Below are 25,358 nucleotides of genomic sequence, written 5' to 3'. Positions count from 1 at the left end.
CTTCGCACTGCGTCGCAGCCAGTGTAGAGGTTAACGCGGTCGGCCAACGAGGCCGGCCGGCATTGGCTACACTCGCAACCCTCCGTCCACGGACCCTACTTCTTGGCCGAGCGTTTGCCCTCGCTGCAGGAAATCGCGCTGGAATCGCAGTCCGCCGGGCTCGCGACCGACCCCAGCGAACTGCACGGCGGGCTGTGCGGCTGGCTGGCCGGTGGCGGCCGCAACGCTCCCGACTGGATCGCGGCGGTGATGGCAGACGAGAGTCTGGCGCCGGAGACGCCGGGCGGCGCGCTGAGCCGCATGCGTGCCGCGACCGCGGCCCAGTTCGCGGACCGTGATTTCGATCTGCAGCTTCTGCTGCCGGACGACGATGCCAGCCTGGCCCAGCGCAGCGGGGCGCTGTTCGCCTGGTGCCGCGGCTTCCTTGGCGGCTTCGGACTGGCCGCAGGGCGCGCACCGCCGCTGTCGGACGAGGGGCGTGAATCGCTGGGCGACCTGGCCCGGTTCGCTGCGGCCACGGCCCAGGACGACGGCGACCAGGAAGACGAGGAGGCGCTCGCCGAAATCGAGGAATTCGTGCGGGTCGCGGTGCTGCTCCTGCACGGCGACTGTGTCCTTGGTCCGCGCCACCGCCAACAGTTCAACTGACGATCCGCCAGTCGCCGCGCTCCGTGCGGCCACGCCGGCAGAGCGTCATTCCCACGAAGGCGGGGATGCAGGAGTTTGCGTTGCATCGCACGCCCCGGGATCATTCCGTGCCATGACAGGATTGCCCGGACAGGGGCTGGCGATCCGCCTTCGCCGGCCTGAAGAGGAACGATGCACAAACCCATCTCCACGCCCATCTCCGCCTACGCAAGACGCCGCAAGCAGCTGATGCGCATCGCCGGCGACGACGCGATCCTGGTCCTGGCCGCCGCACCCGAGCGCATCCGCAGCCGCGACACGCATTACCCGTACCGGCAGGACTCGGATTTCTGGTACCTGACCGGCTTTTCCGAGCCCGAATCGGTGCTGGTCCTGGTGCCCGGCCGTCGGCATGGGGAGGCGCTGCTGTTCTGCCGCGAACGCGATCCCGACCGTGAGGCGTGGGACGGACCGCGCCTTGGACCCGAAGGCGCGGTCGATGCGCTGGGTATGGACGATGCCTATCCGATCGACGACCTCGACGAGATCCTGCCCGGCCTGCTCGAAGGACGGTCACGCGTGTACTACCACTTCGGGCGCGATACCGACTTCGACCTCAAGCTGATCGGCTGGCTCAACCAGGTGCGCGCGCAGGTACGGATGGGGGCGCAGCCGCCGCATGAATTCCTCGAACTCGGCCATCTGCTCGACGAGCTGCGGCTGTTCAAGTCCAAGGACGAAATCCGCCTCATGCAGCGCGCCGCCGACATCAGCGTGGCCGCGCACGAAGCGGTGATGCGCGCGGCGAAGCCTGGCATGCACGAGTACGCGTTGCAGGCGGAAATCGAGCGGGTATTCCGTCTGCACGACGCCGAGCCCGCCTATGGCAGCATCGTCGGCGCCGGCGCCAACGCCTGCGTGCTGCATTACCGCGCCAACAATGCGCAGGCGAAGGATGGCGACCTGGTCCTGATCGACGCCGGGGCGGAGTATCGCGGCTACGCCTCCGATATCACCCGCACCTTTCCCGTCAGCGGGCGGTTTACCAGGGAACAGCGCGCCCTGCACGATCTGGTCGGCGCGGCGCAGGCAGCCGCACTCGCGCAGGCCAGGCCCGGAGTGCCTTATGAAGCAGGGCATGCCGCGGCGGTGGAAACCCTGACAGACGGCCTGCTCGCGCTGGGCCTGCTGAAGGGCAAGCTCGAGAAGAACATCGCCGACGGCAGCTACAAGCGCTTCTACCGGCACAAGACCGGGCACTGGCTCGGCCTGGACGTGCACGACGTGGGCGACTACCGGCTCGATGGCGAATCGCGGCTGCTGGAACCGGGGATGGTGTTCACCATCGAGCCCGGCCTGTACATTGGTGCGGACGACACAAGCGTGAACGCGAAGTGGCGCGGCATCGGCATCCGCATCGAGGACGACGTGCTGATCACGCGCGACGGCCACCACGTGCTGACGGAAAAACTCGCGCGCAGCGCCGACGAAATCGAAGCCCTGATGGTACGGGCATGAGCGTAGCGCGCCGGTTGGGCGCGCCGCCGGATTCCTGCATGATGGCTCGCTCAGTGCAGGCAGGCGAGGTGAGCGACGTGCGCGCCCATGGTGATGTCCGATTCGTGATTGTGGCGTTGGCCGTGTTTGCGGCGCTGATGCCATGGCGTGCGGCCATAGCCGCGGACGCGATCGTGTCCAGGGAATGGATCTTCGAGGAAGCGCCGTATCCGGAAGCGCATGCCTCCACACTGGTGCAGCTGGGCGACGGCTCCATCGCCGCGGCCTGGTTTGGCGGCACCCACGAGCGGAATCCGGATGTCGCTATCTGGTTTTCGCGCCGGCGCGCCGGCCGCTGGGAAACGCCTGTGCAGGTCGCCGATGGTGTCCAGAAAGACGGCACCCGGCAGCCCACCTGGAACCCTGTGCTGTTCCGGGCACCGCAGGGCGAGCTGCTGCTGTTCTACAAGGTCGGACCGACGCCGCGCGACTGGTGGGGCATGGTCGTCCGTTCTCAGGACGATGGAAACAGCTGGGGCGTGCCGGAACGCCTGCCGGACGGCATCCTGGGTCCGATCAAGAACAAGCCCGTTGTGCTTGCCAACGGCGAGTGGCTGGCGCCGTCCAGCGTGGAGCAGTCCAGCGCCGCGATGGGCGGACCCGATGGCCCGAGCTGGCGCATGCACTTCGAGCGCAGTGTCGATGGCGGCCGTACATGGACGCGCACGCCGCCGGTGGTGTCGCCGTTGCTGATCGACGCGATCCAGCCGAGCATCCTGATGCATGGCGATGGTGTCCTGCAGGCCGTGGCGCGCAGTCGTCAGGGTGCGATGGCCAGCGCCTGGTCGCGCGACAACGGTGCGACCTGGAACGAGGTCGCGGCACTGGCATTGCCCAATCCGAATTCGGGCACCGATGCGGTGACGCTTGCCGACGGCCGGCATCTGCTCGTCTACAACCACGCCGCGCACGCTCCCGACACGCCGGGCCAGGGGCCGCGCTATCCGCTGGACATCGCGCTCTCCGACGATGGCATCCACTGGCGCCGGGTGTTGACGCTGGAGCATGCGCCGCTGCCGCATGGGTACGCGTACCCGGCCGTGGTCCAGACCGGCGATGGGCGTGTCCACGTCACCTATACCTGGAACCGCAAGCGGATTCGCCACGTCGTGATCGACCCGTCGCGGTTGGAGTGAATGGCGTCATCGCGTACGCGGAGGGCTAGGCGGCTTCGGCGAATCCCTCGCGAGTCAGGTTGATCGGGTCGCCCTGCGTACACACCACGTCGTCCTCGATCCGGATGCCGCCATAGGGGCGGAACCGGTCGACATGCTCCCAGTTGACGCTGGAGCCCAGGCCTTTGTCCCTGAGCTCGGCAAGCAGCATGTCGATGAAATAAATACCCGGTTCGATGGTCACCACCATGCCCGGCGTGAGCACCCGGGTCAGGCGCAGATAGGGATGCCCCTCGGGTTTCGGGATCGTGCCGCCCGCGTCCGATGCGGCGAAGCCGGCGACATCGTGCACCTGCAGGCCGATGCCATGGCCGATGCCGTGTGGAAAGAATGCCGAACTCACGCCGGTTTCCACCGCGGCTTCCGGGGACACGGTGATCAGGCCGAAATCGCGCAGGATCTTCGCAAGCGCCAGGTGCGCATCCAGGTGCAGCTGCTTGTAGTCGAAGCCGGCGCGGACCTGGTCGCACATCTTCAGCTGCGCCGCATCGACCGCATCGATCAGCGCCTGGAACCCGTCGCCGGCGTCGGTCGAATAGGTGCGGGTGATGTCGCAGGCATAACCGGCATGCGCGGCGCCGGCATCGATCAGGAAGCTGCGCACCGGCTTGGGGGGCACGCGGCCGAGCTCGGTGTAGTGCAGGACGGCGCCGTGTTCGTTGAGCGCGACGATGTTGGCGTACGGCAGTTCGCTCACGTCCTGCCCTGCGGCCTGGCAGTAGGCCAGGTGGATGCCCAGTTCCGAGGCGCCGGCGCGGAACGCGCGCTCGGCGGCGCGGTGCGCGCGCACGCCCTTGCGCGTCGCCGAGCGCATCATCTCGATCTCGTACGGCGTCTTGTTGCCGCGGTGGTACTCCAGATAGTCGATCACCGGCTGCGGATTGTTCGGCTTGTACGCGCCGTAATTGCCCAGTGCGCTCTGCGGCTCGCCCAGGATCGCGCAACGCTCGGCGTTCTTCGGCAGGTGCTTGAGCGCTTCCTCCGGCTTGCGGATCACCACGATGTCGAAGTGCTCGGTCCAGTAACCGCTCGGCGCCTGCGGTACCACGTGCCAGTAGTCAAGCGGCTGCAGGTAGATCATCTTTGGCTTCTGGCCAGGCGTGACCACCAGCCAGCTGCCCGGATTGCGGGTGAGCGGAACCCATGCCTTGAACTGCGGGTTGACCGCGTACGGATAGTCGCGGTCATCGAAGACCTGGTAGTGCAGCGTGCCGCTGGGCACCACGAGATGGTCGAACCCACCGCGGGAAAGCGCCGTTTGGGCCCGGATTCCCAATTCATCGAGGTGAGTGCGATATAACATCGCCTGATCGGGGATTGTCATCGGGAAGAGCTCTGTGGGGGCAATGTCGGATTTTGACCGATTCCCGCCGCAGCCGCAGGGCGCGCGCGATGGGTTGGTGCGCATGCCGCCATGGGCATGGAGCCTGATCGCGCTGGCGGTGGGCCTCGCCCTGACCTGGTGGGTGGCGGAGTGGCAGCAACGCCGCTATGCGACCGAACGCGAACAGGCCTGGACGCACATGCTCACCTCAAGCCACGATGCGCTGGATCAGCGCCTGCGCGCATGCGCGCTCATGGTCCGCTCGGTGCAGGCCCTGTTCATCGCTTCGCGCGAGGTCACCGCCGAAGAATTCGGCAACGCCTACGCGAACCTGCGCGCGCGGGAAATCTTCCCCAGCCTGCAGGCGATCGCCTTTGCGCGCTACGAGCGGCGAGAGGACGGCGACCACTACATCACCGAGATGGTGGCTCCAATGGCCGGCAACGAACGCCTGCCAGGCCTGGATATCAGGAGCCAGCCGGCCAACCTCTTGGGCGCGGAACGTTCCCGCGATACGGATCTACCGGTACTGTCGGCGCCGTTCCAGCTGGTACAGCTCTCGCCGGCCGGCCAGCCTACCGACGGCGTGACCATGCGCCTGCCGATCTACCGGGCCGGGCCGCCGCCGCGCACGCTGGCCGAGCGTCGGGCGCGCGTGCTGGGCTCGCTGGCGGTCTCCTTCCGGATCGCGGCCCTGATCGAGAGTGCGCTGCCGGCGGACATCCTCTCGGTCATGCATATCGAGGTTGCCGACGTGACCGAGGGCCAGACGCGCCCGCTGTACGACTCGCATCCCGGCCTGCATGGCGACGAGGACGCGGGTGGCCATCTGTCCAGCATCCTCGCCTACGGCGACCGCCACTGGCGCCTGTCCATGCATCCACTGCAAACGGGACAACAGCTGGACTGGCGCGAGTCGGTATGGACGCCGGGCCTGGTCGTGAGTCTGCTGTTGTCGCTGCTGGTGTGGTCCATGACCACCACCCGGCGCCGCGCGCTGGAACTGGGCTGGCGCATGAGCCAGCGCTTCAGGGAAAGCGAAGAACGTTTCCGCAGCCTGAACGAATTGTTGCCCGCGCTGGTGCTGCTGGCGCGCGCCGACGATCGCCGTATCGAATACGTCAACCAGGCCGCACGCGAGCGGCTCGGCGCCGCAATCGGCAGCGATACGGTGCTGGAAAGCGTGTTCGCCGATCCGGACGACCGCGCGCGCCTGTCCGCACTCGGAGAAGCCGGAGGCTGGCGCAACGTGGAGCTGGTCATGCAGTCGCTCAACGGCGACCCGTTCTGGGCCAGCGTGTCGCTCACCCGGATGGAAGTGGACGGCGAACAGAAGCTGCTGATGGTGGCCAAGGACATCTCCGAGCAGCGCCAGCTCACCGAGCAGCTCAGTTACCAGGCGACCCACGATTCGCTCACCGACCTTTATAACCGGCGCGAGTTCGAACGCCGGATCGAGGCTGCGCTGCAGGCGAGGGCGAAGGGCGGGCCGCCGTTCGCGCTGCTCTACATCGACCTGGACCAGTTCAAGCTGATCAACGACACCTCCGGCCACATCGCCGGCGACCAGCTGCTGATCCAGCTGGCCCTGATCATGGCGGAGGAACTGCGCAGCAGCGACGTGCTGGCGCGGCTCGGGGGTGACGAATTTGGGATCATCGCGTTCGAGACCCGGCGCGTGGATGCAGAAGCGCTGGCCGAGCGCCTGCGGGTCCGCATCGAGGCGCATCTGTACGCATGGGAGCAGCGCAGCTACACCGTCAGCGCAAGCATCGGCGTGGTGCTGGTCGACCAGCCGGGCAGCAACCTGCGCGAGCTGCTGGCCCAGGCGGATACCGCCTGTTACATGGCCAAGGACGGCGGCCGCAACCGGATCCACTTCTATGCCGCCGAAGCCGACGACACCATCCAGCGGCGCGGCGAGATGGAGTGGGTGAACCGCCTGCGGCTAGCCATCGAAGAAGGGCGCATGCTGCTGTACTACCAGGAGATGAAGCCGCTGCGGGAAGGCCCGCGCCAGGGCGTGTACCTGGAGCTGCTGCTGCGCCTGCGCGACGAGCAGGGCGCGGTGGTCCTGCCGGGCGCGTTCCTGCCGGCCGCCGAACGCTATGGCCTGGTGGGCACGCTGGATCGCTGGGTGATCGGGCAGGCGATCGCGAACTTCGGCCGCCTGCATGCTTCCGGGCCTCCGGCGCGATGCTCGCTGAACCTCTCCGCCGCATCGCTCGAGGACGAATCGATCGTCGACGACACCCTGGCGCTGCTCGCCGAACACGGCGTGCCGGCCTCGTCCCTGTGCTTCGAGATCACGGAGACCGAGGCCGTGCGCAACCTGGCGCGTGCGGTGCGTTTCATCGGCCGTTTGCGCGCAGCCGGCTGCAGCGTCGCCCTCGACGATTTCGGCGCAGGCATGGCCTCGTTCGGCTATCTCAAGAACCTGCCGGTCGACGTCATCAAGATCGACGGCAGCTTCATCCGCGACCTGGACACCGATCCGATGAGCCGGTCGATCGTCGAGGTGATCGCCGAGATCGGCCACCAGCGCGATCTGGATGTGGTGGCCGAATGGGTCGACGACATCCGGCTGCTCGATGTGCTGCGCAGTCTGGGTGTGGACCACGCCCAGGGGTTCGCCCTGCACCGTCCGGAACCGGTGTTGTTCCAGCGTCGCAGCCGCAGCTGATTGCCGGGCTCAGGTTGGATCTGGCTGGTTGTGCGCGGGCTGGTCTGCAGCGGACTGGCCTGGAGTAGATTGGCCGGGGCCGGTGGGCTCCCCGATCCAGTCGCGCAGGCGCTGCGCCTGGTCCTCGGGTATCGCGATGAACCGCAAGCCGGTCCAGGTCATGCCTGGCGTGCCCTGGTCGTCCTTCCACAGCAGGTGCGCACCGAGCTCGTACTCGGCATTGACGCCGCGGGCATCGACCAGGCGGAAGCGGAACTGGTACAGCGCGTCGTCGGTCAGCGGCGCAGTGGCGATCAGCAGCATGCCCGTTTCGGACAGGTTGGCGATCCGGCCTACCACCGCTTCGGTCATGGCATCGGTCACCAGAACCGTTTCAGAGATCTGTCGACGGCGACGGCGGCGGAATTCGCTACTCATGCGCGCGCCTGCTCGGTGCGTGCGGCGCCACCGCGGCGCGCGAGGCCGCGCAGCGTGCCCAGCGTGGCCTGCCATGCCCGATCGACCAGTCGGGCGCGTTCGATCGTGACCACACGTGCCTGCCCGCGGGCCAGCATCCGTGCCAGGCTGTCGAGCGACTGCTCGCCCACGCGCTGGCCGCGCAGGTTCACGAACAACGCGTGGCCGGTGACCTTGCTGTACCAGGACAGGCGCTTGCGCACGACGTCGCCCTGCTGGTTGCTGACGAACTCGATCCAGGTTCCGAACGGCAGCTCACTGACGCGTTCGTACTGCGCCTGCTCCTCGGGCGTGCGCGGCGCAAGCTTCTGTTTGTCCTGCGCTCCCGCGCGTTCTCCCAGGCGCGTACGCGTCTTGAGCGCGGCGGCCAGTTCGGTCCGCGAGGCCCCGTCGTCGTCCTCGCGCAGGCTGGCGAGGCGACGGCTGATCGCTGCGGCCTCGTCGCCGTGGTATCCGACCCGCGACAATGCCGCTTCGACCTGGGTGGCGAGTTCCGGATCGGGCACGGCACCTTGGTCGCAGCAGGCGGTGACGATCCGCCGGGTGGTTTCCAGCATCTGTCGCCATTCGTCCGAGTCGTCGCCGTGACGCAACAAGGCGAGCGTCAGCGCATCGGCCCAGGCCTGTTCGATCAGCGCCCGCACGAACTTGTGCGGCTTGCGCTGGCCGATCATGCCGGTAATCGTCGCGGCGGCCAGACGCTTGGCGATTTCCAGTTTCTCTTTTCCGCGCGCCGCCTCCACATGCCTGCGTTCGGCCATGTCCGATCGGCGTGCCAGGAGCTCGAGTTCCTGCTGCAACATGCGGTTGCTGGCCTCGAACACGCCCGGATCCTCGTGCGCGTGCTTCACCACGTGATCGACCGCGCGCTGGATCGGTTGCAGCAGCGCAGGGTCGATGTCGTTGTCGTCGAGCCAGCGCGCGCCGGACTCGGCCACCGTGTTGAGGAGCTGGCGCGCGGGGTGCTGGCTGCGGGTGAAGAACTCGTGGTCGTCCAGCGCGGCATGCAGTACCGGCAGCTGCAGGCGCTTGAGCAGGCCTGCGGCAAGGGTGTCGATGCGCACCTCGCGCTCGACCCGCTCATAGAGCATGCCGAGCAGGTCGAAGGTATCGCTATCGGCCTTGGTCAGTTCGGCATCCGGGCCGCGTTCCTCGCGCAGGCGTTGGCTGACCGCGCGCTTGATGCCGTCGATCGTCTGTCCGTCTCCGCCCGCCAATCCCAGCGCCGGGCGCACCTGGGCCAGGGCCGTCGCGAGCTCCGCTGCGGCGGCCGATGCGTCCGGCGCAGCGCGTGACCGCTGCGTCGCGGCCGCGGCCCGGGTCGTGCGCCTGCCGGCAAGCAATTCCTGCAGCCCGGCGAAGCTGCCTCCGCGGTCGACCGAATCCTCCGCTGCATCCAGGCCGAGCCAGGCCGTGTGCGGCCGCGCGCGCGCGCCCGCCGTTTGAGCGCCCGCAGCGGCCGCGTTGCGGCGACGTGCGCGCGGCTTCGCGGATGCCTGGTCATCGGACGGCAACGCCGTGGCGCGCAGCCGCAGCGGCACGTAGGTGAGCGCGGGCAGCACGCCGGATGCGCTCAGCTCGGCATTGAACAGTTCGGCGATCTGGCCGTAATCGGCCATCACCCTGCGCTCGAAGGTGCGCAGCAGCAGCTGCTGCGCATCCGGCGGCAGCTGCAGCACGCTGCTGGCATCCTGAAGGATCGTGCACAGCGACCACGGGCCGAGCGGCAGGCGTTCGGCATCGAACGCCGGCATCGCGCCCAGCACGCCGAAGCGTTGGCCCAGCAGATGCAGCGGCAGGCTCGCCCGCGCTGCACTGCGTTGGGCCACGTCGCGCAGGATCAGTTCGACGTCCATCTCGGTGTCGTCCACCAGCTTCAGGCTGGTGGAGTCGGGTGCGATGGCCGGTTTCGTCGCGGCGGATTCCGCGTTCGGGACAGGCGAACGGTCCAGGCTGGCCAGACCGGCCTCGACACCCAGCATGAAACGCGGGATCAGGTCCGCGCGGTTCAGGCGCATGGTGCGCAGCGTGTGCATGTAGCCCGCCTCGACCGCCGGGTTGCGTGCGTGGTCGGCCAGGCGGAACAGCTGCTGTTCGAATTCGACCAGCATGTCGCCCAGCCTGCGCTCGAACTCGTCCGAGGCAGCACGGAGCAGCGATTCGAGGATGTTGCGCACCCGCGGCGGCAGCCGTGCGCCCGCCAGGGTGCGGATCCCGGTCGATGCAGGGTTCGGACTTCCCGGAACGGTCATCAAGCAGGTTCTGCCGCCATGTCGGACGCATTATGCCTGCCCCGGCCTGAGCCGGCCGGAACAGGCCGGCCTGTCATCGGTCGGGAAGAAACAGCAGGATCACGTCGTTGGTGAAGCGGCGGCCGAGCTCGGTGGGCAGCACTTGTCCGCCTTCGGTCCGGATCCAGCCGCGGTCCTGCGCCTGCTGCAGTTCCGCGGCGATCGCCGCGCGCGGCAGGCCGGTGCGGGCCTCGAACTCCGACAGCGCGAAGCCTGCATTCAGCCGCAGCGCATTGAGCATGTAGTCGAACGGGCGCCGGTCGGGCTGGATGTCTTCATCGCCGCCGATCGCCGCGGTGCCGCCGGCGGCAGCGAGATAGGCCGCCGGATGCTTCAGCTTCCAGCGGCGCAGGATCTGCTGCTGCGCCGCCAGCGTGAGCTTGCCGTGCGCGCCGGCGCCGATGCCCAGGTAATCGCCAAAACGCCAGTAGTTGAGGTTGTGCGCGCATTGGTGGCCGGCGCGCGCATAGGCGCTCACTTCGTACTGGTCGAAGCCGGCGGCGGCCAGCTGCGCCTGGCAGTGCGCCTGCATCTCCCAGGCATCGTCGTGGTCGGGAATCCCCGTCGGTGGCTGGGCCGCAAACACCGTATTGGGCTCGAGCGTGAGCTGGTAATGCGAGACGTGGGCAGGCGCAAGGGCGATGGCACGCTCTACGTCGAACGCGGCCATCGCCAACGTCTGCTCCGGCAGTGCGTACATCAGGTCGAGGTTGAGGTTGTCGAAGCCCGCGTCCTGCGCCAGCTTGACCGCGGCTTCCGCCTCGGCGGCGTCGTGGATGCGGCCGAGACGTCGCAGGCAGCCGTCGTCGAAGCTCTGCACGCCGAAGCTGATCCGGTTGATGCCCGCCCTGCGGTAGTCGGCGAAACGGCCATGTTCGGCGGTACCCGGGTTGGCTTCGAGCGTGATCTCCGCGTTCGGGGCGAAGCGCAACCGCGCCGAGGCCTGTTGCAGGAAGGCGTCGATGGCATCGGCGGGAAACAGGCTGGGCGTGCCGCCGCCAAAGAACACGGTCTGCACCGTGCGCCCCCAGACCAGCGGCAGGTCGTGATCCAGGTCGGCGATCAGCGCGTCGACATAGGCCGAGAAGGGCAGGGCGCCGCGTTGTTCGTGCGAATTGAAGTCGCAGTAAGGACATTTGCGCACGCACCAGGGCAGATGCACGTAAAGCGACAGCGGTGGGTGAAGCAGCGCGTTTGCGGACCACTGGTCCGCGCGCTGCTGAACGCCCGGCACTGGATGTGCGGGCGTTGGCGAAGGGAGGAGATCCTGCGGCACCATGGAGGGCTGCGTCGATTCAGAGAAGCCTGGGAACCACCATTGTAGGAGCGCCGCTTCGGCGCGACTTCCACACCGGTGTGATCGCACCCACAGGCCCGTTTCGCTGTCGATGAATCGACGCCTCGTCGCGCCCGATCCGGCGCCGAAGCGGCGCTCCTACAGCGAAGTGAGCTTTTCGCGCAGCGCGGCCAGGGCCCGCCCGCGATGGCTGATCCGGTTCTTCAGCACCGGATCGAGCGCTGCGGCGCTGCAGCCGTGTTCGGGATCGAAGAACACCGGGTCGTAGCCGAATCCTCCCGTGCCCTGACGCGCATGCAGGAGCGTGCCTGGCCAGATCCCCTCGGCGATCAGGGGCTGGGGATCGTCCGCATGACGCAGCAGCGCCAGCACGCAGTAGAAGTGCGCGCCGCGCTGCGCATCGGGCACGCCCGCCATGGCGAGGAGCAGTTTGTCGATATTGGCGTCTGCGTCGCCATGCGCGCCGGCATAGCGTGCCGAATACAGACCCGGCGCGCCGTCAAGCGCATCGACGCACAGACCCGAGTCGTCCCCGAGCGCAGGCAGTCCGGTGATGCGGGCGGCGTGGCGTGCTTTCAGGATCGCGTTTTCGACGAAGGTCAGGCCGGTTTCTTCGGCATCGGATGCGCCCAGGCCCGACTGGGCGTAAAGCACATGGCCCGCGTCGCCGAGCAGTTCCTGCAGTTCGGCGAGCTTGCCTGCGTTGCTGCTGGCCAGTACCAGCTTCATGGCTGCGTTTCGATACGCGGTTCGATGAGATCCCAGCGGTTGCCGTACAGGTCGCGGAACACTACGACCGTGCCGTAAGGCTCGTGGCGCGGTGATTCCTCGAAGTGCGCGCCGGCCGCCGCCAGGCGCGCATGATCGCGGGCGAAGTCGTCGGTGTGCAGGAACAAGCCGACCCGGCCACCATGCTGGTTGCCCACGGCGGATTGCTGGACCGGACCGGCGGCCCTGGCCAGCAGCAGGCTGAATCCGGTATCGACTGCCGGCGCCATGCGCACCCAGCGCTTGCCGCCGCCGTGGTCGCTGTCTTCGAGCAGTTCGAACCCGAGCGCATCCCGGTACCAGGCGATCGCCTCGTCGTAGTCGCGCACGAGCAGGGCGATCATCGCGATATGCCGCGGGCCCATGCTCACACCGCGAGCGCCTCGCGCTGGGCGGCGAACAGCTGCGCGCATCCTGCTTCGGCGAGCACCAGCAGGGCATCCAGTTCGTCGCGCCGGAACGCATGGCCTTCTGCCGTGCCCTGCAGTTCGATGAAGCCGCCGCCGTCGTTCATCACCACGTTCATGTCGGTATCGCAGGCGCTGTCCTCGACATAGTCCAGGTCCAGCACCGGCACGCCGCGATACAGGCCGACCGACACAGCGGCAACGGCGCCGTGGATCGGATCGCGCACGATCGCGCCCTGCGACTTCAGCACCCGTATCGCGTCGACCAGCGCGACATAGGCACCGGTGATCGCGGCGGTACGGGTTCCACCGTCGGCCTGCAGCACGTCGCAGTCAAGGGTGATGGTGCGTTCGCCGATCGCCGCGCGGTCGATGCAGGCGCGCAGGCTGCGGCCGATCAGACGCTGGATTTCCAGCGTGCGCCCGCCCTGCTTGCCGCGCGCAGCCTCGCGATCGCTGCGGGTGTGGGTCGCCCGAGGGAGCATTCCGTACTCCGCGGTGACCCAGCCCTCGCCCTTGCCGCGCAGGAAGCCGGGGACGCGGTTCTCCACGCTGGCCGTGCACAGCACACGAGTGTCGCCGAAAGAGACCAGCACCGAACCCTCGGCGTGGCGGGTGAAACCGCGCGCGATCGACACGGTTCGCAACTCGGCGGCGGCGCGGCCGCTGGGGCGTGAAAACTCGGACATGCCTGGACTCGCGAAGGGGGCGGCGAGTCTATCAGGGCCGATGCGTCCGCTCGCGTCGACGCGCTACGGGGTGGTAACCGGGCGCTGCCTACTCAAATTCCACTGGCTCGGGCCAGTGTCGATGCCTGGTACGGGGATGCGAGCCACGCGACTGCGTTGGCCCTCTCCCGCACGGCCCTCCACCGCCCGCGCGAACCGCGATGGCATACTGCGGCCCCGCTTCCCAGGCCCGCCGTCCGCATGATCCGCAGCATGACCGCCTTCGCCGCCGGCGAACGCAGCACCGGACACGGCACGCTCGGCTGCGAAATGCGCGCGGTCAATCATCGATTCCTCGAAATCGGCCTGCGTCTGCCCGAAGAACTGCGCGCACTGGAACCGGCCCTGCGCGAGCGGGTCGCCTCGCGCCTGTCGCGTGGCAAGGTCGACCTGGTGATGCGGCTGCGCGCGGGCGAAGGCAACGGCGAGCTGCAGCTCAACCAGGCGCTGGTCGACCGGCTCGGCGGCATCGCACAACAGCTCGACGCGCGTTTTCCGCAGATGCGGGTCCAGTTGACCGACCTGCTGCAGTTCCCGGGCGTGCTCCAGGCCGGTGGCGGCGACATCGAGGCGCTGCAGGCGGATGCGCTGGCCCTGCTGGACGACGTGCTGGACCAGTTCGTGGCGGCACGTGAGCGGGAGGGCGGAAAGCTCGCCGCCGTCATCGGCGAACGGGTGGATGCCATCGCGCGCATCGCCGCCGAGGTGCGCGGCCTGATGCCCGTGATCGGTGCCGGCCAGCGCCAGAAGCTGGAAGCGCGACTGGCCGACCTCGCCCAGCCGGCCGATCCGGGGCGGTTGGAGCAGGAGCTGGTCATCTGGCTGCAGAAGCTGGACGTGGACGAGGAGCTCGATCGCCTCGACAGCCATGTGATCGAACTGCGGCGCGCGCTGGTGCAGCGCGAACCGGTCGGGCGCCGCCTCGATTTCCTTCTGCAGGAGTTCAACCGCGAGTCCAATACCCTGGGCTCCAAATCGGTCGATCTGCGCACCACCAACGCCGCGGTGGAATTGAAGGTGCTGATCGACCAGATCCGCGAGCAGGTGCAGAACATTGAATAGGACCGGGAGTCGGGAGTCGGGGGTCGGGATTCGTAGAATCACCAGGAATCCGGATCGCTCGCGTCTGCGCGCTTTCGAAGCCCCGATCCCCCACCGCGAATCGCTGCCTTGATGCGCGGCACCCTCTACATCGTTGCGGCTCCCTCGGGCGCGGGGAAATCCAGCATCGTCAACGCCTGCCTGGCGCGCGATCCGAACATCTGCCTGTCGATTTCGTTCACCTCGCGCCAGCCCCGCCCGGGCGAGCGTCACGCCGAGCACTACCACTTCATTTCGGCCGCCGAGTTCGAGCGGATGGTCGCCAGCGGCGACTTCTTCGAGCATGCGCGGGTGCACGGCGATTGGAAGGGCACCGCGCGCCAGTCGGTGGAACCGCAGCTGGCGGCGGGCAAGGACGTGCTGCTGGAGATCGACTGGCAGGGTGCGCGCCAGGTGCGGGCGAAGGTCCCCGACGCGGTCAGCGTGTTCATCCTGCCGCCCTCACGACAGGCGCTGGAGCAGCGCATGCGCGCGCGCGGGCAGGACAGCGACGAGACGATCCGGCGCCGGCTCGACGCCGCGCGCGAGGAGATGAGCCATTACGGCGAATTCGACTACGTCATCGTGAACGAGCACTTCGATACCGCCGTGGACGAAATGTGCGCGATCTTTACCGCCAGCCGGCTGCGCAGGGATGCCCAGGTCGCCCGCCATGGCAAATTGATCTCGGCGCTGCTGGTCGACTGAGCGCCGTCGGGCGCTGTCCCGGGATTGTCAGGCGCCAACCCCTTGATTCCAAAGGAAGCCGCTTGCGTCCGCAGGCCGCGGCCCCTAGAATCGCGAGCCCTCCCGAACAGACAGTGGCGGCCCTTGCAGCCGCCGGACAGCCTATGGCCCGGATTACCGTCGAAGATTGCCTGGAAGTGGTCGATAACCGCTTCGAACTCGTGATGATGGCCGCCAAGCGTGCGCGCCAGCTCGCCAACGGTGTCGACCCCCAGCTCGACAACAGCGAAGCCAACGACAAGCCCACCGTGCTGGCGCTGCGCGAGATCGCCGCGCGCCGTATCGACCAGCCCTATATCGACGCCGTCGACAAGGCCGAACGTGAGCGCAAAGAGCGCGAAGCCCTGGAATGGGCCGCGGCCGAGGTCGTGGCCGGCGACGACGACATGAAGGGCGACGACTGAGCTCGCCTGCCCTCCCGCAGCGCCGTAGGCCCCGCAACGCGGGGCCTTCTTTTTAGGGGCCCGGGCCCGCATTCTGGAATTGCCGCGGTCCTTGCGCCCGCGTAGTCTCGGATCCATGTCCCCCGCTGAACCCGCCCTCGCCGACGCCCTGCCGCCCGCGCCGCCAGACGACGCGGTGCCAGACTATGTGCAGTCGCTCGAGCGCGCCGCGAACTATCTCCCCGCCGAACAGATCGCACAGCTGCGCCGGGCCTGGGCGGTCGGGGCCGCGGCGCACGCCGGACAGAGCCGCAGGTCGGGCGAGCCCTACATCACCCACCCGGTGGCTGTGGCGACGGTGCTGGCCGAGCAGCGGGTCGATGTCGAAACCCTGATCGCCGCGATCCTGCACGACACCCTGGAGGACACGCCGCTGTCGCGCGAGTCAATCGTCAGCGAGTTCGGCGAGACGGTTGCCGATCTGGTCGACGGCGTCACCAAGCTGGACAAGCTGCAGTTCGCCGACCGCCAGGAAGCGGCCGCCGAGAGCTTCCGCAAGATGCTGCTGGCGATGGCGCGCGACCTGCGCGTGATCCTGATCAAGCTGGCCGACCGCCTGCACAACATGCGCACGCTCAGCGCGCAGACGCCTGAAGCGCGCGAGCGTATCGCGCGCGAAACCCTGGAGATCTACGCACCCATCGCCCAGCGCCTGGGCATGAACCTGTTCAAGGCCGAATTGCAGGATCTGGGTTTCCGCACCCTCAATCCGGTGCGCCACCAGGTGCTGGAGAAACGGATCCGGACCCAGCCGCTGGTGCGGCGCGAATCGCTGGCCAAGATCGAGGCGCAGCTCGCGCAGCGGCTGACGAAGGAAGGGCTCAATTACCGGCTGATGAGCCGGGTGAAATCGCCCTACAGCATCTACAGCAAGATGCGCGGTGAAGGCAAGAGCTTTACCCAAGTGATGGACGTGTTCGGCTTCCGGGTCGTGGTTCCGACCGTGGCCGACTGCTACCACGCGCTAGGGGTGGTGCATGCCGCGTTCAAGCCACTCGATGGCCGCTTCCGCGACTTCATCGCCATCCCCAAGGCCAACGGCTACCAGTCCCTGCACACGGTCCTGTTCGGTCCGTTCGGCTCGCCGATCGAAGTCCAGATCCGCACCGAGGAGATGGACCTGATCGCCGAACGCGGCATCGCCGCGCACTGGAGCTACAAGCACGGCGGCGACAAGCCCAACAGCGCCCAGACCCGCGCGCACTCGTGGATCTCCAACCTGCTCGAATCGCAGCAGGCCACCGGTTCGTCGCTGGAATTCCTGGAGAACGTCAAGGTCGACCTGTTTCCCGACGAGGTCTACCTGTTCACGCCGAAGGGCGACATCCTGGCCCTGCCGCGCAACGCCACCGCTATCGATTTCGCCTACGCGGTGCATACCGATGTGGGCAACCATGCGGTGGCCGCGCGCGTGGACGGCAAGCTGGTTCCGCTGCGCACCAAGCTCGCCAGCGGCCAGCAGGTCTCGATCATCACGGCGCGCGCCTCCGCGCCCAAGCCGCAGTGGCTGGAGTTCGTGGTGTCGGGCAAGGCGCGTACCGCGATCCGGCACCAGCTCAAGCAGCTCGAGCACGAGGACGCGGTGCAGCTGGGCCACCGCATGCTCGACCGCGCGCTGGAGGCGGTGGGCACCTCGCTCGACCGCCTGCCGCCCAAACAGCTGGACGGGTACCTCCACGAACACCGCTACCCGCGCCTGGAGGCGTTGCTGGCCGACATCGCGCTGGGCACGCGCATGCCGGCGCAGGTGGCCCGGGTACTGGTACGCGAAGCCGACGACACTCCGGACCTGCTGGATCCGGCGCGCCACCCCGACGAAAAGATTCTGATCACCGGCAACGAACGCGGTGTGATCAGTTTCGCCCAGTGCTGCCTGCCGATTCCCGGCGACGAGATCATGGGCTTCCACACCGCGGGCAAGGGCATCGTGGTGCACCGCCTGGAATGTCCGAACGTGGCCGATTACCGCAAGTCGCCCGAGCGCTGGGTGCCGATCGGCTGGGATCGCGAGGTGTCGGGCGACTTCCACGCCGCGCTGCGGATCGAAGTGGACAACCGTCCGGGCGTGCTGGCGCAGGTGGCCGCAGCCATCGCCCAGGCCGACGGCAATATCGATGCGGTGGAGTACCTGGAGCGCGACAGCAACGTGTCGGCGATCCGCTTTGGCATTGAGGTCACCGACCGGACGCATCTGGCCGAAGTGATCCGGCGCACGCGCAGGCTCGCGGTGGTCCATGGCGTGCAGCGCCTGTAGGAGCGAGGTCAGTCGCGAGCCTTATCGCAGCGAGGCTAGAATCAAAGCTCGCGGCTGACGCCGCTCCTACAGAAGCAACATATGCCCCGCCAACCCATCCACACTCCGGACGCTCCGGCCGCCATCGGCCCGTACTCGCAGGCCACCCGCGCCGGCAACACCGTGTTCTTCTCCGGCCAGATCGCGCTCGATCCTGCGACCGGCAACCTGGTCGAAGGCGACATCCAGGCACAGGCGCGGCGTGCCTTCGACAACCTGAAGGCGGTCTGCGAGGCCGCGGGCGGGTCGATGGACGACATCGTGCGTGTCGGCCTGTACCTCATCGATCTGGGCGAATTCGCCGCGGTCAACGCGGTGATGGGCGAATACTTCTCGCAGCCGTATCCCGCGCGGTCCACGGTCGAGGTTTCCGCGCTGCCGAAGGGTTCGCTGTTCGAGGTCGACGCGATCATGGTGCTCTAGGGCGCGTTCGACGCATGCGCCTCAGATTGCAAAGGCCATCGCTCCGAGCGCAGGTCCCGCACCGTGCGGCATTGTCCTAGGCCGATCGGCGCCTGGGCACGGTTCCGGTTCCGTCTCGATCCGGTCATGCTTCGCGGATGTCGAAAAGTCCTGGTGGCGCTGCCGTCGACCTGAACCAGCAATCCCTGACCTGCCTGCGCGGGGTCGGCGCCAGCGTCGCGGAGAAACTGGCGGCGCGCGGACTGTCGACGCTGCAGGATCTCTGGTTGCATCTGCCGCGGCAGTACGAGGACCGCACCGCACTGACCCCGATCCGCGCGCTCCAGCCTGGCGTCGCGGCGCAGATCGAGGGCGTGGTGGAGGCGGTGGAACGCGGCTTCCGCTATCGCCCGATGCTGAAGGTCGCGGTCGGCGACGATTCGCAGGCGACGCTGCTGCTGCGCTTCTTTCATTTCCGTGCGCAGCAGGCGGCGCAGTTCGCGCCCGGAACCAGGGTGCGCTGCTACGGTACGCCGCGCGCTGGCCAGCACGGCCTTGAAATCGTGCATCCCAGCTACCGGATCCTCGACCAGGCGGAACATGCGCTGGGCGAGCAACTCGACCCGGTTTATCCGGCGGTTGAAGGCATCGGGCCGGCTACCCTGCGGCGGCTGATCGCGCAGGCACTCGAACGCCTGCCCGACGATGCCGCCCTGGAGCTGTTGCCGCCCGGAACGCTGGGCGAACTCGGCCTGCCATCCCTGCGCGAAGCCCTGCTGGTCATGCATCGACCGCCGCGCGACGCCGATGTCGGCGCGCTGCTGGCCGGGGTGCATCCTGCCCAGCGCCGGCTGGCGATCGAGGAGTTGCTGGCGCACCAGCTCAGCCTGCGTCGCCAGCGCATCGCGCTGCAGCGCCACGGTGCGCCCGTGCTCGATGGCGCGTCCACGCTGGTCGATCGCCTGCAGGCCTCGTTGCCGTTCTCATTGACCGGCGCGCAGCAGCGCGTGTTCGCCCAGATCCGCAGCGATCTCGCACAGCCACGCCCGATGCTGCGCCTGATCCAGGGCGACGTGGGTAGCGGCAAGACCGTGGTCGCGGCGCTGGCGGCGATGCTCGCTGTGGAGCAGGGCAGGCAGGCCGCGCTGATGGCGCCCACCGAACTGCTGGCCGAGCAGCATTTCGGCAATCTGCGGGCCTGGCTCGAACCGCTGGGGATCCGCATGGCCTGGCTGGCGGGCAAGGTCGGGGGCAAGGCGCGCACCCAGGCGCTGGCCGAGATCGGATCGGGCGTTGCGCAGGTCGTGGTCGGCACGCATGCGCTCATGCAGGAAGGCGTGGCGTTCCATAACCTGGCCCTGGCGATCGTCGACGAGCAGCACCGTTTCGGCGTGCACCAGCGTCTGGCGCTGCGCGACAAGGGCGCATTGGGGGACATGGTGCCGCACCAGCTGGTGATGACCGCCACGCCGATCCCGCGCACCCTGGCGATGACGGCGTATGCCGACCTGGATGTTTCGGCGATCGACGAACTGCCACCCGGGCGCACGCCGGTGCGCACCGTGGTGCTCAGCGCGGAGCGACGGCCCGAGCTGATCGAACGCATCCGCAGCGCGTGCGCCGAAGGGCGGCAGGCCTACTGGGTATGCACGATCATCGACGAAAGCGACGAAGTGGTGGCGCAGGCCGCGCAAAGCACGTTCGAAGCGCTGTCGAATGCGCTTCCCGGCCTGCGCGTGGGTTTCGTCCACGGACGGATGAAGGCCGGAGTGAAACAGGCCACGATGCGCGCGTTCAAGGCCGGCGAGCTCGACCTGCTGGTGGCGACCACCGTGATCGAGGTGGGGGTCGATGTGTCCAACGCATCGTTGATGATCATCGAGAACGCCGAGCGTCTGGGGCTGGCGCAACTGCACCAGCTGCGCGGGCGCGTGGGCCGCGGCAGCGCTGCGTCGACCTGCGTGCTGCTGTACCAGGCGCCGCTGTCGGCGCTGGCGCGCCAGCGCCTGGAAACCCTGCGCCAGACCAGCGACGGCTTCGTGATCGCCGAAAAAGACCTGGAGCTGCGCGGTCCCGGCGAACTGCTCGGCACCCGCCAGACCGGGCTGGCGAGCTTCCGCGTGGCCGACCTGGCGCGCGACGCCGCGCTGCTACCGCAGGTGCGCATCCTGGCCGAAAGCCTGATGTCCGAAGCGCCCGAACTCGCCGACCGGATCATCGCGCGCTGGGTGGGAGGCGCCGCGCGGTATGCCTCCGCCTGAGCCACGCAGGCTGGTCGATCCTTGTGCGGCCCGATCGTAGGCTGCGCAAGGCGCTAGGCTGGCCAGATTCCCGTTTGTACATCGCCTAAGAACCATGACCCAGAAGATTCCGCTTCTCATCGATACCGATCCGGGCGTCGACGATGCGCTCGCATTGCTGATGGCATTCGATTCCCCAGCCCACGAGGTCGTGGGCCTGACCATCGCGGCCGGGAACGTCGGGTTGCAGCACACCGTTCGCAATGGCTTGAAACTGTGCGAGGTCGTCGGACGCGGGGACGTGCCGGTGTTTGCCGGCTGCGCCGCGCCGCTGCTGCACGGCGCGCCGGATGCGGCCTACGTGCACGGGCAGGATGGTTTCGGCGATGCCGGCTATGAACCCGCGGCACGCGAAGCGGCAGCCGAGCACGCCGCCCTGGCGATCCTGCGGCTGTCGCACGTCCACGCCGGACGCCTGCTGCTGGTCGCGCTCGGCCCGCTGACCAACCTGGCGCTGGCGCTCAAGCTCGACCCGAGCTTGCCTGAGCGCGTCGGCCGGCTGGTGGTGATGGGCGGCGCGGTCACCGCGCAGGGCAACATCACCCCGGCGGCGGAGTTCAACGTGTATTTCGACCCGGAGGCGGCGCGGATCGTCTTCGACGCCTTCCCCCGGCTGGACCTGTGCGACTGGGAGGCCACGCTGCGCCACGGTCTGGCACATGCCGACGTGGATGCCTGGCTGGCCGCCGGTGGGGAGCGCGCGCACTTTTACGACCGCATCTCGGCGCAAACCCGGCGCTGGTCGGCCGAACGGCGCGGCGAGCGCTGGCATTCCGCCGACGGGCTGGCGATGGCCTTTGCCCTGGACCCGGAAGGCGTGATGGAGGCTGTGGACCGGCCGGTCTCGGTCGAACTCGAGGGTGCCCTGAGCCGCGGCACCACCGTGGTGGACTGGAACCGCCAGCTCGGACGCCCCGACAATGCCCGGATCCTGATGGCCTACGACCAGGGTCGTTTCGAGGCCCGCGTGCGGTCCGCGCTGGCAGACTGAGCCCCAGGGGGCATTGCGCCGGAAAGCGGGCGCGGGCTAAAATAATCGGCTCCCAGTCTTTCCGGTGCCGCCATGAAGGCCGACATCCATCCCCAGTATCGCGAAGTCGTCTTCCAGGACGTCACCTCGGATTTCAGGTTCCTGACCCGCTCGACCCTCTCCAGCAAGGAGACGATCAAGTGGGAGGACGGCAACGAGTATCCGCTGGTCAAGGTCGAAGTCTCTTCGGCATCGCACCCGTTCTATACCGGCCAGAACAAGGTCATGGACACCAGCGGGCGCATCGACAAGTTCAAGCGGCGCTACACCAAGTAACGCGCCTGCACGGTGACACTCGTTGCAGCGACGGCCGCCTTTAAGGCGGCCGTTTGCGTTTCGGGGTCGGTCAGGCGCACGTTCGGCCCATTGAAGCAGCCGCCCGCAGGGACTGTGGGATAATTTGCTGCGTCGCGGCACGACCGCGGTTGCCATCTGCACCAGTCAGTCGGGGGATGCGGGCCAGTCTCGGCAGCTCCGGCACCAACAGGAGCGAGCTGTGTCCGGTTCCAACGCGTCTGTCCCGAACGAAGTCACCCTGATTGCCGGCGCGAAGTCGGTCACCCTGCCGGTACTCAGCGGCACCCTCGGCAACCCGTGCATCGACATCGCGAAGCTGCCGAAGGAAACCGGCTGTTTCACCTACGACAACGGTTTCACCGCCACCGCCGCGTGCAAGTCCGCGATCACCTACATCGACGGCGATGCAGGCGTGCTCATGTACCGCGGCTACCCGATCGACCAGCTGGCCCGGCATTCCAGCTTCCTCGAAGTCGCCTATCTGCTGATGCACGGCGAGTTGCCGGCGAAGGCGCAGTTCGAAAAGTTCGAAAGCGACGTCACCCACCACACGATGATGCACGAGGCGTTCAAGAACTTCCTCGGCGGATTCCGCCACGACGCGCACCCGATGGCGATGCTGGTCGGCATGATCGGCTCGATGGCCAGCTTCTATCACAACGACCTGGATTACGAGGATCGCGAACAGCGCCACCTCGCTGCGATCCGCCTGATCGCCAAGGTGCCGACGATCGCCGCCGCCTGCTATCGCTACTCGATCGGCTGGCCGACCCGCTATCCGCGCAACAACGTCGAATACGTCGAGCGCTTCCTGCACATGATGTTCGAGGTGCCGAGCGAGCCGCTGCAGCTGCCGCCGGTAGCCGCCAAGGCGCTCGACCTGCTGTTCATCCTGCATGCCGACCACGAGCAGAATGCCTCGACCTCGACCGTGCGCCTGGTCGGATCCACCGGAGCCAATCCATACGCCTGCGTCGCCGCCGGTGTGGCCGCGCTGTGGGGCCCCGCGCACGGCGGCGCCAACGAGGCTGTGCTGAAGATGCTGGGCGAGATTGGCCGGCCGGAACAGGTGCAGTCGGCGATCGACAGGGCCAAGGACAGGGAGTCCGGCTTCCGCCTGATGGGCTTCGGTCACCGCGTGTACAAGAACTTCGATCCGCGCGCCAAGATCATCCGCGAGATGACCCACCAGGTGCTCGATGAGCTGGGCATCGACGATCCGATGCTCGAGGTCGCGATGAAGCTTGAGGAGGCTGCGCTCAAGGACGACTACTTCGTGCAGCGCAAGCTGTATCCGAACGTCGACTTCTACAGCGGCATCATCTACAAGGCGCTGAAGATCCCGACCGAGATGTTCACGGTCATGTTCGCCATCGCCCGCACGGCCGGCTGGGTGGCGCACTGGCTCGAGCAGCAGGACGACCCGGAGAACAAGATCGGCCGGCCGCGGCAGATCTACACCGGCGCGGCCGAGCGCGACTACGCTCCGATCGAAGCGCGCTGAGCCCGACGGACAAAACCAGGGGAGCCATGGGGCTCCGCCGCCGGACCTATGTGATTGCCCGGCCCGGATAGCTGTGCTACACAGCGAGTCGTGTGCGCTTCCAAACAAGAGTCAAGACGCTCACGAGACACCTCGACAAGGAAATCGTCGTAGCCCGTACGCACAGACGGGCCGGTTTAGGAAGAACCATGAAAGTGATGCGGATAGTCATGTATGCAGCGATGCTGCTTTTCTGCGCGGGTCACGCAACCGCACAGGGCAGTCGGCGTGCCAATGCGCGAGCCGATGCATGGTTGGGGCGGGACGCCGGCGAGCTTTTGCTCCAGCTTCGTGTGGATGGCGATCGCGTGCAGATCACCGAAAACGATGAATCGGGCGAAACCGCCTACACGTGGAGTACCTGGAATCCAGCATGGACCGAAGAAGTGGTCACGGCCGTCGATACCAGGCCGATCGGCGCCACGGCCGGTGGCGGCTTGTTGCTGGGGCAGACGGTCTATACCGAGGATGTGCATCACGCTGCTACCCATCGCTGCGATGTCACGTTCTTCGCGGACTCCGATGGAGTCATCAGAAGGTGGGAATACACCGGTAATCGCTGCACCTGGGATATCCAGAAACCCAAAGACTAGAGACTCCCACCGCAGCTCAATCTCGATCCATATCCAAAGAACAGGGAGGTTCCAAGGTTCCACCATGAAGACGTATTGGATTTTCGCGTTCACCCTGGCCGCGATGCTGATGATCAATGGTCAGGCCGATGCAGCTAGCGGTCGAGCAGGAACGATTGTCGATCTGCAGCCGATCGAGAATCGAGGCGACGATGAATCTGGCAAGACCAAGAAGGGAAGGATGATCGGAGGAAAGCTCGGAAGCGTTCTGGGTGGGCTTGTCGGGTCCCGAATGGTGGGTTCGGATAACAAGGTCGTCAGCGTCGCAGGCGGATCGACGATGTCGGGAGGTGAGGCTATCGGAAGTGAACTTGCTGCGAAGGCAGTGGGTCCGGGCGCGACCACGCGATTCATGGTCAAGGTGAAGCTCGACACCGGGAAGACGCTCACCGTGACGCAGTTCAGCCAACAGATCGAGGGGCTCAAAATCGGCAGTCGGGTCCGCGTGGAGGGCAAGGGAGACGATGCCTTGATCTTTGCGGAATAGCGCCGGAGGTCTGGGTTCAGGAGCCACCCAGGGGTGGATCGCTAGCGATCACGCGCGCCCGGTGTGGTGCCGCAGGTATCGCTGAGCAGCAGAAGGTCGCGTAGCTGATGTGCCGACGCCCGCCGCATCGGCCGCTCATCGACATTCGACAATGGCGCCTGGCGTAGGGCGTCGGCGGGCAACACGGTCAGGTCGAAGGTCAGATCTTCGGCACCGAACAACCATACGTCCGCGTCCACGCTGCGTGTGCGGTCCAGCCGGAGGCGACGGGTGCGCGCCTCTGCAGGAATGCCGTGGTCTTCGAGGAATCGGGGCACGGCCTTGGCGTCGTCGGTGTACAGATGCAGCGACACTGCGGAATTGGCATCGGCGGTGCCATCGAGGACAGGTCCGACCAGGCGCGGGTCGAAGCTGTCCAGGAATTCGAGCGCCCGCAACGCCGCTTCGCGACGCTGACGCAGGCCCTCGGCCTGAATGTCTCCCTGGAACAGCCGTTGATACTCGCGCAGCGCATCCTCGATCTCGCGGTTGCGCGGCAGCGACGCATCGTCGTGGATGCCAAGCCGCGCTGCGGCCTTGAGTTTGGCCTGGTGGTAATCGCGGATGCCGCCTTCGGCCATCAGCCGGGCCGCTTCGTGGGCCAGGCGATGCCGGCGTTCGCGGGTGCGGGTCAGGGCGTGCTGGTGCGCGTGCTGGCGAGCGTGAGGCATGACGCGTCTCCGTTCGGACCCGCCCCGACTCTAACCGATGCGCCGGAACAACGCTCGTGACGATGCCGATGGATGAGCAGG

The 25,358-nt window shown here is 67.5% G+C and carries 23 protein-coding genes; 15 read left to right on the top strand and 8 right to left on the bottom strand.

Annotated elements, in window-relative coordinates; translation table 11 throughout:
- Positions 1-102: 102 nt before the first annotated feature.
- The 3 genes from MC380_RS16630 to MC380_RS16620 all read left to right on the top strand — a co-directional run bounded on the left by MC380_RS16630 (position 103) and on the right by MC380_RS16620 (position 3,320).
- Positions 103-648 (top strand): UPF0149 family protein, encoded by a 546-nt coding sequence (locus MC380_RS16630; protein WP_242101396.1) that lies wholly within the window; start codon positions 103-105, stop codon positions 646-648.
- A 171-nt stretch (positions 649-819) separates the two neighbouring features.
- Entirely contained in the window at positions 820-2,145 is a 1,326-nt protein-coding gene (locus tag MC380_RS16625) for an aminopeptidase P N-terminal domain-containing protein (protein WP_242101395.1), read from the top strand.
- A 38-nt stretch (positions 2,146-2,183) separates the two neighbouring features.
- Positions 2,184-3,320, top strand: coding sequence for a sialidase family protein (locus MC380_RS16620; protein WP_242166047.1), 1,137 nt, complete (start codon positions 2,184-2,186; stop codon positions 3,318-3,320).
- A 25-nt stretch (positions 3,321-3,345) separates the two neighbouring features.
- On the opposite strand, the gene pepQ is transcribed toward MC380_RS16620, so the two are convergent.
- Positions 3,346-4,662 (bottom strand): Xaa-Pro dipeptidase, encoded by a 1,317-nt coding sequence (gene pepQ, locus MC380_RS16615; RefSeq protein WP_242102915.1) that lies wholly within the window; start codon positions 4,660-4,662, stop codon positions 3,346-3,348.
- A gap of 43 nt (positions 4,663-4,705) precedes the next feature.
- On the opposite strand from pepQ, the gene MC380_RS16610 reads away from it, so the two are divergent.
- Positions 4,706-7,366 (top strand): EAL domain-containing protein, encoded by a 2,661-nt coding sequence (locus MC380_RS16610; RefSeq protein WP_242101393.1) that lies wholly within the window; start codon positions 4,706-4,708, stop codon positions 7,364-7,366.
- Positions 7,367-7,375: 9 nt separating this feature from the next.
- Here MC380_RS16610 and MC380_RS16605 read toward each other — a convergent pair whose 3' ends face one another.
- From MC380_RS16605 to rph, 6 genes are all read right to left on the bottom strand, one after another.
- Entirely contained in the window at positions 7,376-7,783 is a 408-nt protein-coding gene (locus MC380_RS16605) for a PilZ domain-containing protein (protein WP_242101392.1), read from the bottom strand.
- Entirely contained in the window at positions 7,780-10,074 is a 2,295-nt protein-coding gene (locus MC380_RS16600) for a DUF1631 family protein (protein WP_242166045.1), read from the bottom strand. The genes MC380_RS16605 and MC380_RS16600 overlap by 4 nt, the downstream gene beginning before the upstream one ends.
- Positions 10,075-10,147: 73 nt before the next feature.
- Positions 10,148-11,347 carry a radical SAM family heme chaperone HemW gene (gene hemW / locus MC380_RS16595; protein ID WP_242166043.1) on the bottom strand — a complete coding sequence of 400 codons (1,200 nt, stop codon included), beginning with the start codon at positions 11,345-11,347 and terminating at the stop codon, positions 10,148-10,150.
- 201 nt (positions 11,348-11,548) lie between these two features.
- Positions 11,549-12,139, bottom strand: a complete 591-nt coding sequence (gene rdgB / locus MC380_RS16590) for an RdgB/HAM1 family non-canonical purine NTP pyrophosphatase (protein ID WP_242101390.1) — start codon at positions 12,137-12,139, stop codon at positions 11,549-11,551.
- Positions 12,136-12,522, bottom strand: a complete 387-nt coding sequence (locus MC380_RS16585; protein WP_242101389.1) for a VOC family protein — start codon at positions 12,520-12,522, stop codon at positions 12,136-12,138. Before MC380_RS16585 ends, rdgB begins: the two co-directional genes overlap by 4 nt.
- A gap of 23 nt (positions 12,523-12,545) precedes the next feature.
- The gene (gene rph, locus MC380_RS16580) at positions 12,546-13,274 is read right to left on the bottom strand and encodes a ribonuclease PH (RefSeq protein WP_242101388.1); all 729 of its coding nucleotides are present in this window, start codon (positions 13,272-13,274) and stop codon (positions 12,546-12,548) included.
- Between the two features lie 240 nt (positions 13,275-13,514).
- On the opposite strand from rph, the gene MC380_RS16575 reads away from it, so the two are divergent.
- The 11 genes from MC380_RS16575 to MC380_RS16525 all read left to right on the top strand — a co-directional run bounded on the left by MC380_RS16575 (position 13,515) and on the right by MC380_RS16525 (position 24,567).
- The gene (locus MC380_RS16575; protein WP_242166041.1) at positions 13,515-14,375 is read left to right on the top strand and encodes a YicC/YloC family endoribonuclease; all 861 of its coding nucleotides are present in this window, start codon (positions 13,515-13,517) and stop codon (positions 14,373-14,375) included.
- A gap of 111 nt (positions 14,376-14,486) precedes the next feature.
- Positions 14,487-15,101 (top strand): guanylate kinase, encoded by a 615-nt coding sequence (gene gmk, locus MC380_RS16570; RefSeq protein ID WP_242101386.1) that lies wholly within the window; start codon positions 14,487-14,489, stop codon positions 15,099-15,101.
- A gap of 143 nt (positions 15,102-15,244) precedes the next feature.
- A complete protein-coding gene (gene rpoZ / locus MC380_RS16565) occupies positions 15,245-15,544 on the top strand; it encodes a DNA-directed RNA polymerase subunit omega (protein WP_242101385.1) in 300 nt (99 codons plus the stop codon).
- Between the two features lie 115 nt (positions 15,545-15,659).
- Positions 15,660-17,837 (top strand): bifunctional (p)ppGpp synthetase/guanosine-3',5'-bis(diphosphate) 3'-pyrophosphohydrolase, encoded by a 2,178-nt coding sequence (locus MC380_RS16560; protein WP_242166039.1) that lies wholly within the window; start codon positions 15,660-15,662, stop codon positions 17,835-17,837.
- A gap of 81 nt (positions 17,838-17,918) precedes the next feature.
- A complete protein-coding gene (locus tag MC380_RS16555; protein WP_242101383.1) occupies positions 17,919-18,299 on the top strand; it encodes a RidA family protein in 381 nt (126 codons plus the stop codon).
- A gap of 137 nt (positions 18,300-18,436) precedes the next feature.
- Positions 18,437-20,539, top strand: coding sequence for an ATP-dependent DNA helicase RecG (recG, locus tag MC380_RS16550; protein WP_242101382.1), 2,103 nt, complete (start codon positions 18,437-18,439; stop codon positions 20,537-20,539).
- Between the two features lie 94 nt (positions 20,540-20,633).
- Positions 20,634-21,569, top strand: coding sequence for a nucleoside hydrolase (locus MC380_RS16545; protein WP_242101381.1), 936 nt, complete (start codon positions 20,634-20,636; stop codon positions 21,567-21,569).
- Positions 21,570-21,641: 72 nt separating this feature from the next.
- Positions 21,642-21,884, top strand: a complete 243-nt coding sequence (locus tag MC380_RS16540; protein WP_242101380.1) for a type B 50S ribosomal protein L31 — start codon at positions 21,642-21,644, stop codon at positions 21,882-21,884.
- Between the two features lie 220 nt (positions 21,885-22,104).
- Positions 22,105-23,409: a citrate synthase gene (locus tag MC380_RS16535; protein ID WP_242101379.1), complete on the top strand. Its 1,305-nt coding sequence runs from the start codon at positions 22,105-22,107 to the stop codon at positions 23,407-23,409.
- 188 nt (positions 23,410-23,597) lie between these two features.
- Positions 23,598-24,041: a hypothetical protein gene (locus MC380_RS16530; protein ID WP_242101378.1), complete on the top strand. Its 444-nt coding sequence runs from the start codon at positions 23,598-23,600 to the stop codon at positions 24,039-24,041.
- Between the two features lie 64 nt (positions 24,042-24,105).
- The gene (locus MC380_RS16525; RefSeq protein WP_242101377.1) at positions 24,106-24,567 is read left to right on the top strand and encodes a hypothetical protein; all 462 of its coding nucleotides are present in this window, start codon (positions 24,106-24,108) and stop codon (positions 24,565-24,567) included.
- A 41-nt stretch (positions 24,568-24,608) separates the two neighbouring features.
- Here MC380_RS16525 and MC380_RS16520 read toward each other — a convergent pair whose 3' ends face one another.
- Positions 24,609-25,277: a hypothetical protein gene (locus tag MC380_RS16520; protein WP_242101376.1), complete on the bottom strand. Its 669-nt coding sequence runs from the start codon at positions 25,275-25,277 to the stop codon at positions 24,609-24,611.
- Positions 25,278-25,358 lie beyond the last annotated feature (81 nt).

The sequence above is a fragment of the Lysobacter sp. M15 genome (genome assembly GCF_022662515.1).
GTDB lineage: Bacteria > Pseudomonadota > Gammaproteobacteria > Xanthomonadales > Xanthomonadaceae > JAKPBU01.
Note: the sequence above shows the minus strand (reverse complement) of the source record. Positions and strands in the feature narration are given on the sequence as shown.